Here is a 13,685-nt window from a genome sequence, read left to right as displayed (position 1 = left end):
GGGCCGTATGTGGTGACAGGAGTTTCGATTAAGGGCGCTGGCACCTCAGTGAGCGACAAAAATGTCCTCGTAACACCACCGTTTGCATCGACGCTATTCGAGACATGCACCTATTCTGTGACGCCCGCGGCCTTGAACGTCGGCGCGTCAAGTCAGAGCGGTACGATCGCCGTCACGGCGGAGACCGGCTGTTATTGGAACGTGCGCGAAAGCAGTTCGTGGCTCTCTCCTTTTACCTTCGGAAGCGGTACCGGAACGCTCAACTATTTCATCTCGTTCAACCCGGGCGAGGCTCGATCCGGAAGCATCAGTGTCGGCCGAGTCGTCATTCCGGTCAACCAATCGTCAAATTGTACGTTCGCCTTGAGTCCAGCATCCCCTCAAAGCGTAGCCTCGACAGGCGGAAGCCTCAGCGTCAATGTAACCACCGGTTCGACCTGCACCTGGACCGCCGTCTCGTCGGTGCCGTGGATTACGGTAACGTCCGGTTCGTCTGGCAGCGGAAACGGGACAGCATCACTTCAGATCGCGGCAAATGTTGGTGCGGCCCGGAGCGGCAGCGTGACGATTGCCGGGCAGGACTATGTCATCAATCAGGCCGCCTCTTCAAGTTGCAATTATAGTTTAAGTCCGTCTAGCACGACGATCTCTGAATCGGGAGGTGCAGGAAATTTCGGCGTAACGTCAAACGATGGTTGCACTTGGTCCGCGACGAGTAACGCGTTGTGGATAACAACCTCATCGACCGGAAGTGGTAACGGAACAGTTACGTTCACCGTTGCGGCGAATTCCGGGAATGCGCGGAGTGGCTCAATTTTAGTTGCAGGGCAAGCATTTACCGTTAACCAGAGTGCCGCTTCAAGCGGACCGATAGTTCCTGTAAAAGTAAGTTCAGCCGACAGTGCATTAAGCGATTTCTTCGGAAATAGCGTTTCGATAAACGGAAATACAGCGATCGTTGGTGCAAATGGTCATGCGGTTGGAGGTAACGACGATCAAGGCGCAGCATATGTTTATGTAAGAAACGGCACGAGCTGGGTTCTTCAGCAAAAACTGACGATGCCGACGGCGGATGCGCAGGTGGCGGCGCAGTTTGGTTATAGCGTGGCGATCAGCGGCGATACGGTAATCGTCGGGTCTCCGACACAGGACAACGGCGGGAATATCGATCAGGGCGCGGCGTATGTTTATGTTCGGAGCGGAACGACCTGGACTTTCCAACAGCGTTTGCGGCAAAGCGACGGCGCGGCGGGCGATAACTTCGGGTGGAGCGTGGCGATCGATGGCAATACGGCTGTCGTCGGGGCTTATCTGGACGATGAAAGCGTCTATACAAACTGCGGTTCGGCTTATGCGTACCTTCGAACCGGTTCGACCTGGGCCGAAGAATCCAGAATGGTCTCGAGCGAGCGGACGAGCAATAGCCAGATGGGTTACAGCGTCGGGATCAGTGGGGATACAGTTATCATCGGTGCCCGTTTAGCACAGTCTTCGACATCTTCGCCCGATTTCGGTTCCGCCTATATCTTTACTCCGGTTGCCGGAACTCCGCGCATCTGGACGCAGCGTTCGATTCTGACTGCTCCGCAACGCGGTGCCGGCGACCAGTTCGGTTTCAGCGTTGGCGTCAACGGAAATACGGCACTGATCGGCGCGCGGTTCGACGATGTCGGTTCCAATGTCGATCAGGGATCGGCATACGTCTTTACCGGCTCCGGAAACACCTGGTCTTTCCAACGCCAGTTGTTGGCGAATGACGGAATTGCCAACGATGAGTTTGGAAACGCGGTGAGCATTAGCGGAGATAAGTTGATCATTGGTGCACCCCAGAATTCCTCGCGCAACGGCAAGGCTTATCTCTTCACGGGTATCGGGGCAAACTGGTCACAGCTTCCGGTCGTTGTTGCGCCTGATGGTTCGCTGAATGATCTTTACGGATCGAGCGTTGCGATCAACGGCTCGAACGCCGTGGTGGGCGCGGTTTTCGACGACGCGCGGCGGGGATCGGTTTATTTTCTGAGCGGAATTCCATCAGCGAAATCTAAACTCACTGCAGACTTTGACGGCGACGGCAAAACGGATCTCTCGGTTTTCCGGCCGGCGAATGGTCAGTGGTGGCTTGGACGCAGTACAGACGGGTTGATCGTTCACACTTTTGGGAATTCGTCCGACATTCTAACGCCGGGTGATTTTACGGGCGACGGAAAATCCGACGTTTCGATATTTCGTCCTTCGAGCGGAGAATGGTTCGTCTTGAGGTCCGAGGATTCTTCTTTCTACAGCTTCCCGTTCGGGACGAATGGAGATGTCCCGGTGCCCGCCGACTATGACGGCGATGGTAAGACGGATGCCGCAGTTTTCCGGTCCTCAAATTCAACTTGGTACATTCAGCGCTCAAGCGGCGGAACCACCATTCAGGGGTTCGGCGTCAGCGGCGATCGGCCTGTGCCGGCCGACTACGATGGAGACGGGAAGGCTGACATCGCAGTTTTCCGGCCCAGCCTCGGACAATGGTGGCTTAACCGTTCAACGGCGGGCGGAATCGCAGTAACGTTTGGCTCCGCAACGGATCGCACGGTTCAAGGCGATTACACCGGCGACGGCAAAACGGACATTGCGATCTGGCGTCCTTCGAATGGTGAGTGGTTCATCTTAAGGAGCGAAGATTTTACGTTCTATTCATTCCCGTTCGGGGCCGGGGGTGACACTCCCGCGCCGGGAGACTACGATGGCGACGGCAAGACAGATGCAGCGGTGTTTCGCCCGTCAAATTCCACTTGGTACGTCCAACGCTCGACTGCGGGAACTCTTATACAGGGATTTGGGCTTCCGCCCGATTTGCCGGTGCCGAGCGCCTACGTGCGCTAGACACACGTTTTCAGGAATCAGTCGTCGAAATGGCAGCGCTGACGCTTCACGGATTCCTAACGGTCTGCACCCCGACGATCTCGCAAAAGGCGTCGTTGCTCGGCTGGACGGCGGAAGCCGAGGCCTCCAAGGCCGAGGCGCGCGCGATTTACAAACGCCGCGGCGAATTCCTGATCGAGCTTCTGGAAAAGGAACTCGGACTGAAGGGAACATCGCCCGAGGGCGCTTTCTACACGATGCTCGACATTCGCCCGCTCGGAATGAGCGACCTCGAGGTCGCCGAAAAATTCCTGCAAAACCGCGTCATCACCGTTCCGGGAATTGCCTTCGGTTCCGAAGCAAAGGGATTTCTGCGCATTTCTTTCTGCAACAATGAAGAGCGAATGGCCGAAGGCGTCAGACGGATGAAAGAAGCGCTCGAAATAACTTGACTCGCTCAGCTTCGGATCGTTCAAGATCTTCATAGGACCTCGCGTGTTCCATTGTTTCAAGTTTGGCCGCCAAACTTGAACGCTAACTCTATTCGTCGTATTCCGTTCCAAAACCGCGGATAGCCGTCCGCACCCGATCCCGAGATCTTTCGAAGAAGACCGCTCAAGGTTCGCCGCAACTGTAAACGCGCACCGAGGAGGGGTAAAATAGACTTGCGGGCGCCGAGTTCGCGCGCCTCGCGTGCGAAGGAGGTTAGTATGAAGAAGTTCTTTTATACGCTGGCGTTTGTCATCGTCGCGTTGGCGTTTGTTCCGGTTGCGGCCAGCGCGCAGGGAAATGGAAAAATCAAGGGTAAGCTGACTTATCCGAGTGAATTTATCCCGGCCGATATGGTCGTTTGCGTCGAAGGAACTACACGTACGGTGTGTTCGAATTCGAGGGACAAGGCCGGATATGTTTTCAAGGTCAATCGCGGCGCCGCGAGATACGAGATATCGCTGCCGGCGGGCAAGTACTACATTTATGGGAAAACCCGCGAAATGGCCGGTGAAAAGGCCTATTACAACGAGTTCGTGAAGTGCGGAATGGATGTCCGCTGCAAGTCGAAGAAGAAGATCAGGCTGAACGTCAGAAGCGGACGCACGATTTCCGGAATCACAGTCGGCGACTGGTATCGGTAGGGCACGGACATAAGAATTATGAAAAAAACGATACTTGCAAGCCTTTTAATGCTCTTACTGGGCGTTGCCGTCTCCGCTCAACCGAGGACGGTAACCGATTACTATCTCGCGTTTCCAAGCGATAAATACGCGACCGACAATCTGGGGAAACCGATCAAAGGAAAAGCGGCCGTTGCGAAGCATCGCCGTTCCCTGATCAAGATCGAAGATGTCAGGAACGGCTACCTGAGACTCGAAGGCGCGTGGGAAGGTTGGGCCGAGATCGCGCTCTTCAAGAAAAAGGACGGCACTTATCTGATCGCGCACTCCGAAACCGGGTGCGGTCCGGCCTGTTCGGGCTTCGTGAAGTTCTATACTTACTCTAAAGGTAATTGGACCGATGTCACGTCGGCCGTTTTCGAGGAGCCGACCGAAACGGAGATAGAAAAGATCTTCAAGGCGAAGAAACTCGACATCGAGGAGAGCGGAACTGATGTCTATTATCTGCTTCCGCGGGTCGGTACGACCTTGAAACTCGCCTGCAATATGTGCAAGGACGACGGCGAGCCTGATTTTACGTTGTCGAGTTTTGAATGGACCGGCGAAACTTTTCGGCGGATCGAACAGGAGTAAAGTGCGTTTGGAGATGAAATCGGTCGGCCGCCAAGTGTTTGGCGGGGCGACGGGTTTAAGCCTCGGCTTGATAGTCTGAAACAACATCGGGAGTCCGTGCTGAATGCGCGGGGAAGAAAAATGAAGAATTCTTTACTATTGGTGCTGGTTATTTTGACCGCCGCAACGATCGGATTCGCGCAAAACAGGAGTGTTTATACGAGTCTTGAGGCGAAAGACTGCAAAACTCTCGAACAGGAAGACGAGGGCGCCGGTTGGTATCGCGGCGAATGCAAAGGCGTTGCGGGATTCAAGCTTGAAGTCACCGAAGGCGACCTTCGGCAGTCGGTCAATGTCGTAATGCCGTCGGGTACGATTTACGAACTTTCATTCGGTTCGATCTCGTCCGGCTTTTCGAGCGTCGGCACGAAAGCCGAATGGCGAATGAAGAGGAAGACTCCGGTGGCGCTGATAATCCGCTTCAATGCGAGCGAAGACCCTGAAGATTCGACCAAGATCACATCGTATCTGGTGGTTTCGAAGATCATCGATACCGGCGCCTGCATAACGGATATTGTTCGTCCGGCGAAAAATCAGAACGCCTTGGCCCAAAAACTTGCCGACACGGCCGCCAAGAGATCGTGCCGCGGGACCGACTGATTCGTCGATGAATCCGTGGAAATTGTGAGCGTCGGTGCCGTCGCGATTGTCGTTGGTTCGCGGCTTGCCGCTCGAATTTGCAAGGTCGATGAGAGGCGGACGTGTTGCCGTTAGTCAAACGCGGCCAAAGGATTCGCATCGGGTGGGCATCGGATCCGGGCAACAAGTCGCGCATCTCCTTTTCTTTTTCAACGCCGTCCCTTAAACTTTTCAAGTCTTATGGCTAAAAAATACAGAGTCGGAATTTTGGGCGCGACCGGAACCGTCGGACAAAGGTTTTGTCAGCTTCTGGAAAATCATCCGCAGTTCGAGATCACCGCGCTTGCGGCTTCGGATCGTTCGGCGGGCAAGATGTTCGTCGAAGCTTGCGCGTGGAAACTCGCCGGCGGAATGCCCGCAAACGTCAAGAACATCGTCGTCCAACCGATCGAACCGCCGCTCGATTGCGATCTCGTGTTTTCGAGTTTGCCGTCATCCGTCGCCCGTGAGACGGAAGAATCGTTCGCGCGGGCCGGTTATCCGGTGATCAGCAACTCGTCTTCGTTTCGAATGGACGAGGACGTCCCGCTATTGATCCCGGAGATCAATCCGGATCATCTCGGCCTGCTTGAGAAACAACGCGCCAAACGCGGTTTCGGCAAGGGTTTCATCGTCACCAACCCGAATTGCGCGGTTGTCAGCTTCGCTCCGCCGCTCGCGGCGCTCCACCGACGTTTCGGCATCGAATCGGTCGTCGTGACGACTCTTCAGGCGATCTCCGGAGCGGGTTATCCGGGTGTGCCTTCGCTCGATATCACCGACAATGTCATTCCCTACATCGCCGGCGAGGAACCGAAGGTCGAGACGGAGGCGCAGAAGATCCTCGGCCGGTTCGTTGACGGCGCGATCGAAAAGGCCGACTTTTCGGTCTCGGCGCAATGTTTTCGCGTGCACGTCATCGACGGCCATACGGCGTCGGTGCGCGTCGATCTGCGCGAGACGTCGACGCTCGAAGATGTCATCGAGGCGATGAAGAGCTTTCCTTCGCTCGACCTGTATTCGTCGCCGAAACAGTTTATCGACGTGATCGAGGAGCCGTCGCGTCCGCAACCGCGCCTCGACCGCGACTCCGGCAACGGAATGACGATCACCGTCGGTCGCCTTTTCCCGGACAATATTTTCGACTATCGATTCGTGGCGCTCTCGCACAACACCGTTCGCGGGGCCGCCGGCGCGGCGGTTCTGAACGCCGAACTTCTGGCGAGCAAAGGACTGTTGTGATTTCGGATTTGTGAATTCGGATTTCGGATTGGTTGGTGGTCGCCAGACTATCTTCGTTAATCCGGTTTTTCAAAGCTCCCAAAAACTGAATCTTGAATTTACGGATTCAAAGGTCTAGTTGGATCAATTTATGCCTGCAACCGGGTCTGAAAACGCAAAATTCGTCGTCAAGGTTCTGATCGCGGTTTCGATCGTAGTCTTTGTCTGCCTCATCGGACTGCTCGCATATTTCACGATCGATGTCATCTTACTTGTTTTCGCCGCCATTCTCTTGAGTATCTTTCTGCGCGGATTGGCGGATCTCGTCAATACCGGCGGCCGGCTTTCCGAGGGGCTTTCGGTTTTCCTGGTTTCGACGATCTTGCTGATAGTCCTCGCGGGCGCCGTCTCGCTGCTCGCGCCCGATATCGTCGACCAATATCGAAATCTGCGCACGGAACTTCCCAAATCCTGGCTCAAGATTGATGAGTACCTGAATCAATTCGGGTGGGGCCGCGCGATTCTCGAACAGTTGCCGGACAGCACCGAGATCAAGCGACGCATCAGCGAGGTCGACTTTTCGAATCTGCTGTCGCAGGTCGGCGGATATTTTTCATCGACGGTCGGGGCGATCGGCAACTTTTTCATAATGATCCTGCTGGCGATCTACCTCGCCAGCGAACCGCGACTCCATACTGACGGGCTGACGAAACTCTTCCCCATCACGGTCCGGCCGCGCGTGTCCGAGATTGTCGGTGAGATCGGAAACACGCTTCAATGGTGGTTGATCGGAAAGACCGTTTCGATGATCTTCATCGGCTTGCTGACCTGGATCGGACTTTCGATTCTCGGGGTTCCGCTCGCGCTGACGCTTGGACTGATCGCCGGGCTTCTGTCATTCATTCCCAACTTCGGACCGATCTTCTCGGCGGTTCCGGCGATCCTTTTGGCGTTCATCGACAGCCCGATCAAGGCGCTTTACGTGCTTATCCTGTTCATCGTCGTTCAGTTGATCGAGTCAAACCTGGTGACGCCGTACATCGAACGCCGGACGGTCGAATTGCCGCCGGCTCTGACCGTCGCTTTTCAGATCGTCCTCGGCGTGACAATCGGCGGTCTCGGACTGGTTTTGGCGACGCCGATTCTCGCCGTGTTGATGGTTCTCGTGCAAAAGGCCTATATCGAAGGCGTTCTCGGCGACCCCGGAGAAGTCGTGAAAACGAAGAAGGGAAAAAGTAAAGACGTTCCGGACGAACCTGCCTCAGCCTCTCAAGAAAAATGATCCGCGTCCGGTGGGCAAAAATACCCGAAAAAGCGCGAAAGATTTCCAAATTCCAACTTGCATATCGGCGCATCCTGAGCGAATTCGCAGTCATTCTCGCGGGAACGATTCTTGCCGTTTCGTCGTTTGGATCGGTCGGCGCAAAATCCCAATGTCATCGCGTCGCCGGAGGTGTCATATATGAAAGGCAGTTCATTGGTTGTTGTTTTTTTCTTCTTCCTGGCCGTTTTAGGCGTTCGCGCGCAGCAAGACCCGGCGCAACAAGCGTTATCGTCGATTGTCGAATTGTCGGTTCAAAAGCAGGACGGGACCGCGCAGAACGGCGTTGGTTTCCTGGCTGTCCGCGACGGGATGGTTGCGACCGCGTGGCATATAGTGCGTGACGCGAAACGCGTCGTCGCGCGGTTTCCTTCCGGAGATGAGTTCCAGTGCACCGGCGTTATCGACAAAGACGAAACGAGAAACGTCGCGCTTGTCAGAATAAAGGTCTTTGGCCGGCCGCTGCTGAAACTCTCGGCGGCCGATTCGCCGGCGGGAGCCAACCTATTCGTTGCCGGAGTAAAAGACACTGCGTTCGGTTTGCTGCCGGTAACGGTCGCCGAACCTGCCAGCAAGGACGGTTCGAAATGGGCGATCTTGAACGGCGATGTTCCGATCGGGAACAGCGGCGCGCCGTTGTTGAACTCGGAAGGAGAGGTCGTCGGATTGCTCACCCTTCGGCAGATCGAAGGCAAGGTCGTGCCGACGATGATTCCGGCAGGATTCATTCTGGCGCTCGACAACAGCCTTCCGACGGAGCCTTGGGCGCAAATTCCGGTGAGCCAGCCGGTTCCAACGCCCACGCCAGCGAAGCCGGAGGCGAACGCGGGCAACGACGCCGTTGATGCTCTACTTGGCAATGCGCTACTGATTCTTAGCGATAATATGGACATCATCGATTGGGCGGACGTCGGGATCAAGGGCTTCGGTTTCAGGAACGGCGTTCCGAAGCCGGTTTACGATTTTCAGCAGGATCTGGATATCATCGGCGGCAAGGTCGCAGAGATCCGGACCGACGATGCGCTGCGGCAGAAAGTGATCAAATCGGTACTGCAGGCGCTTGTATTCCAAAAGTCGAGCAGCGAGAACTTCATCCGTTCGGTCGTCGTCGGACAGCAAACCGGCATTTGGGGTGCGCAGGCGCAGGATGCATTCAGCCGGTCGTCGGCTTTTCGAAAGAGCCTTGAAGAAAAACTGGTCGAAATGAACCCGGAAGTCGCCGAACTCGAGCGGACATCGGCGAAGTTCAGAGAGTCACTGTTCCCCAAGCTCAGATATCGTTTGATGTTGGCGAAGGAACCTGGCGGATTCCGCCTTGGAGTCCTGGTCTATGCGCGGCGACCGTTCTTTATGCTGGTTGTATACAACGATGGATTCGCCGACAAGATCGGATTGCGGCCCGGAGATACCATCAAATCGGTTGCCGGCCGCGACTTTACGAATGTCTGGGACATCGAGGAATTGAAACTATTGATCAAAGCGAATCTCGGAAAGAAAATAAAGGCGGTCGTCGAGCGCGACGGCAAGACCCAGACGATCGATTTGAAATTGCCGAAAACGATTCCGGCGGAAGCGATCGTGAATTGAACCCGAATCACGCATTTGAGAATCTGACTTCGTTCGAATGCGGGATAAACTCAAATTACGCAATAGGAAATACTCTCCCGCGGAACGCCAAAAACGCGAAATCGATTCTGCGATCAAGAAGTGGGACGGAAAACCGCGGTAATTGTCAGTTCGCGCAACCTGGGCGATAAACGGCCCTGACACAATAGCTTACAAGTTTAACGCGGTCAGATAATGCTCGGTCGGGCCGGTCACATCGAGAAGACAGTTTCGCGTTTGTTGGCGGTCAAAATTTCTTTTGCGTAATCTGCGATAGACGCGAAAAGGCCCGGCCTTCCCGGATTCTTGGACCGAATAGGACTAAACGCGCTGACGTTGCCGCTTTGCGGTCGCCGTGCGGGAAACCGGCTGACCGCCGATTCTTGGTGTCCGCGCCGCGATCCGGCGCACGGCCCTGCCGGCGCGGCATTTCACGCAGCCCACCTTTGAAAAACAGGTGTCGAAGTTGGATAATTGCTTCTTTCGCACGGGAGAAAGCAAATGATCGAACGATACACACTGCCGGAAATGGGCGCGCTCTGGTCGCTTCATAACAAGTTTCAGAAATGGCTCGACGTCGAGATTGCCGTTTGCGAGGTCCACGCCGAGGACGGCATCATTCCTGCCGACGCGCTTGAGGACATCAAATCAAAGGCGGCGTTCACGGTCGAACGCGTCAACGAGATCGAGAAGACGACCGATCACGACGTTATCGCTTTCACGACGAATCTGGCCGAGAACATCGGCCCGGCGGCGCGCTTCGTGCATTACGGACTGACTTCATCGGACGTCGTCGATACGGCGAATGCGCTTCTCTTGCGCGATTCGTGCGATCTTTTGCTTGCCAAAGTTGATTCGCTGCTCGAGGTCCTGAAACGCCGCGCGTTCGAGTTCAGGGACACACCGCAGATCGGCCGGACGCACGGGATACACGCGGAGCCGACGTCGTTCGGGTTGTGCTGGGCACTTTGGTATGCCGAGTTCAGGCGCAATCGCGATCGGCTCGTGCGGGCGCGCGAGGCGGTTGCCGTCGGCAAGATCTCGGGCGCGGTCGGCGCGTTCGCGCATCTCGCGCCGTCGGTCGAAGAACGTGTCTGCGCGCGGCTCGGTATCGGTGCCGCGGAGGTTTCGACTCAGGTAATTCAGCGCGACCGTTACGCCGAGTATCTTTGCACGCTCGGGATCATCGCGTCTTCGCTTGAAAAGATCGCGCTCCAGGTCCGGCATTGGCAGCGGACCGAGGTTCGCGAGGCTCAGGAAAAATTCAAGACCGGCCAGAAAGGATCGAGCGCGATGCCGCACAAACGCAACCCTATCCTCTCCGAACGCATTTGCGGAATGGCGCGGACGATCCGCGCGAACGCCGTCGTCGGGCTTGAGAATGTCGCACTCTGGCACGAACGCGATATTTCGCACAGCTCGGCCGAACGCATCGTGTTGCCGGATTCGAGCGCGGCGCTCGATTATATTCTGGCGAAAACGACCTCGTTGCTCGATACGCTCATCGTCTATCCGGAAAATATGCTCAAGAACTTGAACCTGACACGGGGTTTGGTGTTCAGCGGACAGCTTTTGCTCGCCCTGACTCAAAAAGGAGTTTCGCGCGAGGACTCTTACGCTTGGACGCAGCGCAACGCGATGAAGGTTTGGGACGAAGGCGGCGAGTATCGCGAACTGGTAATGAAAGACGCGGACATCTCTTCAAAGCTTTCGCCCGAAGAGATCGCCCGCGCCTTTGATGTAAAGCATTATCTGCGAAACGTCGAGACCGTTTTCAAACGCGTCTTCGATTAAGCGTATTTTTCGGCGAAGTTACCGATCACCGGAATCTTGTACATTTCGCCGCCGTAACCTTTGATCGCCGCCATAATGACGAAATAGAGAATCGCCAAACTGAAGACGAGGACGCCGATGCCGGTCAACGCGATAAATAGCGGAAAACCGATCGCAACATCGACAGCGAAGCTGATTCCGTAAACGATCCCCAAAGGAATCATGATGACGATCGAAGCGACCGCCAAAAAGAGACTCTGAAACGCGTGGAACCGTGCGACCTTGTTCGTTTGATCCTGAACGACCACCAAGATGCAGTAGATCAAACCGAGCGGCAAGCCGCAGGCGAGATTGCCGAAATAGCAGATCAATACGCCGATCCCGGTATCCAATCCTAAGGCGGTTTTTCCGCCGGACATGTTTTGCATAGTTTTTGAAGCTCCTTTGTGCTGAAATTGAAAAATTTTTAAATTGGAAGTCAAAACTCGTACCGAAAATCTAACATAAGGACGTTGCCAGAAACAAGAATTTGCGCAAGAATTTAGCTTCCGTTTTGAAAAAAAGCTCCGTTGAACCGAATCAATATGAAAGCAAAAGTTTATGTAACGCTAAAACCGGGCATCCTCGACCCGCAAGGGAAGGCGATCCAACACTCCGTCGAGCTGATGGGTTTTGAGAAGATCGCCGATGTCCGGCAGGGAAAGTATTTTGAGGTGGCGCTCGATGATTCGCTCAGTGCCGAAGACGCCAAGCGCGCGGTCGAGCAGATCGCAAGCGACGTTTTGGCAAATCCCGTGATCGAGGATTACAGGGTCGAAGTAGTCAACGGTTGATCTTGCCGTCGTTCAACAGACGGCGTGTGCTGCCAGCCATTGACCATTCACGACCGGCAGATTGAGGTTTTTGATCCAATAATCACCAAAAAGATGAAATTCGGAGTTCTGGTATTTCCAGGTTCAAATTGCGATCACGACGCTTATCACGTGATCTCGAAACACGTCGGCCAGCCGGTCGATTTTGTCTGGCACAAAGAGACCGACCTGAGCAGTTACGACGCGATCATCGTTCCTGGCGGCTTTTCCTACGGCGATTATCTGCGTTGCGGCGCGCTGGCGAAATTCTCGCCGGTGATGGGCGCGGTAAAGGAATTCGCGGCTTCGGGCAAGTTCGTTTTCGGGATCTGCAACGGTTTTCAGATACTTTGCGAGGCGGGGCTTTTGCCGGGCGCTTTGATCCGCAACCGCGATCTGCATTTTATCTGCAAACACGTGAATCTGCGCGTCGAAAATGCGTCGACGCCGTTCACGAGCGCCACTACTGCGGGTGAGGTATTGTCGATCCCGATCGCGCACGCCGAGGGCAATTTCGTCTGCGACGACGAGACGTTCAACCGTCTTGAAGAGAACGGCCAGATCGTCTTCCGTTATTGCGACGAGAGCGGCGAGGTCACCGACGCCGCGAACCCGAACGGCGCGCGCTCGAACATCGCCGGCATCTGCAACGAGAACGGCAACGTCCTCGGAATGATGCCGCATCCCGAACGCGCCTGCGAAGAGTTGCTCGGTTCAAACGACGGCCGCGAGATCTTCAGATCGCTCACCAATTCGATCGCGCAAAGGGCGAGCTGAAAAGTGCAGAGTGGACAGTGCAGAGTGCAAAGTGCAAAAAAAGGCGACCGCTAACAGCTTACTGCTGACCGCTCACCGCTCACTGCTCACCGCTCACTGCTCACCGCTCACCGTCAACTATTTCCAATAAATATCCAACTGATAATCACGGCTACCGCCGCCATCGTCATAGACCTCGACGATCGCGGTGAATTCATTCGATTTCGAAGGTTGTTGAATGATCTTGACGGGTCCGCGTCCGCGCGTTCGGGTGACTCCGACAGTGACATCGCCGGCCGGGAGCGCCGAGGTAAAACTGAACGTTCCGTCGGGCATCGTCCGGCCAGAAATTGTTCGGGTTTCGACCTGGCTTCCGCGGATCACTAGTTGGATCTTGTCATCGACCATTCCCCGCCAATAGACACGGCCAAGTATCGGACGATTGTCAACGGTGCCGCCTCCGCCCGTCGTTCCGCCGAGTTCGCGGCTGATGTCGTTGATCGACGTCTGGACGGAGCGCCAAAGCGTCGCGTTGTTCGAAACCGACGGCGCGCGGCGCGCAACATCGTTGAGGATCGCGGCCGCGTCACGGAGTTCGGACGCGCGGCGCCGATCGCGGATCATATCCTGAAAAAGACCGACCGACGCGTCCATCTGGCTCGCCAGGAAAGCTTCTTCAATGAGCGCTCTGGCAGCGCCCGGACTTCGGCGCAGATCATCGGTCGCGCGTTCCGATAGATCTACCGTGTCACGCTTCAGGCGAGTCGAGAGTGTGTCCAGACGCGACGACGAAAAGTCTTCCTGACCGAACGCGCCGATCGAAAACAACGCGATAAGGACGAGAAACAATAATTTCTTCATTGATCTTCTCCTGTCTTGAGATGATTCGTTAACCCAACGCCGATTGGC

The 13,685-nt window shown here is 55.5% G+C and carries 13 protein-coding genes; 11 read left to right on the top strand and 2 right to left on the bottom strand.

Translation table 11 applies throughout. The features are described 5' to 3' along the window. Nucleotides 1-48 precede the first annotated feature (48 nt). From IPN69_02685 to IPN69_02645, 9 genes are all read left to right on the top strand, one after another. Nucleotides 49-2,868: a VCBS repeat-containing protein gene (locus IPN69_02685; GenBank protein MBK8809621.1), complete on the top strand. Its 2,820-nt coding sequence runs from the start codon at nt 49-51 to the stop codon at nt 2,866-2,868. Between the two features lie 29 nt (nt 2,869-2,897). Further along, a complete protein-coding gene (locus tag IPN69_02680; protein ID MBK8809620.1) occupies nt 2,898-3,299 on the top strand; it encodes an aminotransferase class I/II-fold pyridoxal phosphate-dependent enzyme in 402 nt (133 codons plus the stop codon). Between the two features lie 258 nt (nt 3,300-3,557). Next, complete coding sequence (locus IPN69_02675) at nt 3,558-3,980, top strand: hypothetical protein (GenBank protein ID MBK8809619.1); 423 nt, start codon at nt 3,558-3,560, stop codon at nt 3,978-3,980. An 18-nt stretch (nt 3,981-3,998) separates the two neighbouring features. After that, nucleotides 3,999-4,592: a hypothetical protein gene (locus IPN69_02670; GenBank protein ID MBK8809618.1), complete on the top strand. Its 594-nt coding sequence runs from the start codon at nt 3,999-4,001 to the stop codon at nt 4,590-4,592. A 120-nt stretch (nt 4,593-4,712) separates the two neighbouring features. After that, entirely contained in the window at nt 4,713-5,231 is a 519-nt protein-coding gene (locus IPN69_02665) for a hypothetical protein (protein MBK8809617.1), read from the top strand. 219 nt (nt 5,232-5,450) lie between these two features. Beyond that, nucleotides 5,451-6,491: an aspartate-semialdehyde dehydrogenase gene (asd, locus tag IPN69_02660; protein ID MBK8809616.1), complete on the top strand. Its 1,041-nt coding sequence runs from the start codon at nt 5,451-5,453 to the stop codon at nt 6,489-6,491. 130 nt (nt 6,492-6,621) lie between these two features. Beyond that, on the top strand, nt 6,622-7,752 hold the full coding sequence (locus tag IPN69_02655; GenBank protein MBK8809615.1) for an AI-2E family transporter: 1,131 nt from the start codon (nt 6,622-6,624) through the stop codon (nt 7,750-7,752). Between the two features lie 180 nt (nt 7,753-7,932). Beyond that, complete coding sequence (locus IPN69_02650; protein ID MBK8809614.1) at nt 7,933-9,378, top strand: trypsin-like peptidase domain-containing protein; 1,446 nt, start codon at nt 7,933-7,935, stop codon at nt 9,376-9,378. A gap of 519 nt (nt 9,379-9,897) precedes the next feature. Further along, nucleotides 9,898-11,190, top strand: a complete 1,293-nt coding sequence (locus IPN69_02645; GenBank protein ID MBK8809613.1) for an adenylosuccinate lyase — start codon at nt 9,898-9,900, stop codon at nt 11,188-11,190. On the opposite strand, the gene IPN69_02640 is transcribed toward IPN69_02645, so the two are convergent. After that, nucleotides 11,187-11,597, bottom strand: a complete 411-nt coding sequence (locus IPN69_02640) for a DUF4870 domain-containing protein (protein MBK8809612.1) — start codon at nt 11,595-11,597, stop codon at nt 11,187-11,189. The genes IPN69_02645 and IPN69_02640 overlap by 4 nt on opposite strands. Nucleotides 11,598-11,753: 156 nt before the next feature. Between IPN69_02640 and purS the strand changes: the two genes are divergently transcribed. Both purS and purQ read left to right on the top strand, forming a co-directional pair. Continuing rightward, nucleotides 11,754-12,002, top strand: coding sequence for a phosphoribosylformylglycinamidine synthase subunit PurS (gene purS / locus IPN69_02635; GenBank protein MBK8809611.1), 249 nt, complete (start codon nt 11,754-11,756; stop codon nt 12,000-12,002). 93 nt (nt 12,003-12,095) lie between these two features. Further along, on the top strand, nt 12,096-12,797 hold the full coding sequence (gene purQ, locus IPN69_02630; protein ID MBK8809610.1) for a phosphoribosylformylglycinamidine synthase subunit PurQ: 702 nt from the start codon (nt 12,096-12,098) through the stop codon (nt 12,795-12,797). 117 nt (nt 12,798-12,914) lie between these two features. Here purQ and IPN69_02625 read toward each other — a convergent pair whose 3' ends face one another. After that, on the bottom strand, nt 12,915-13,637 hold the full coding sequence (locus IPN69_02625) for a hypothetical protein (GenBank protein ID MBK8809609.1): 723 nt from the start codon (nt 13,635-13,637) through the stop codon (nt 12,915-12,917). Nucleotides 13,638-13,685: the final 48 nt, after the last annotated feature.

It is taken from the genome of Acidobacteriota bacterium (assembly GCA_016715115.1).
GTDB lineage: Bacteria > Acidobacteriota > Blastocatellia > Pyrinomonadales > Pyrinomonadaceae > JAFDVJ01.
This window is presented reverse-complemented; position numbering and strand designations above follow the sequence as displayed.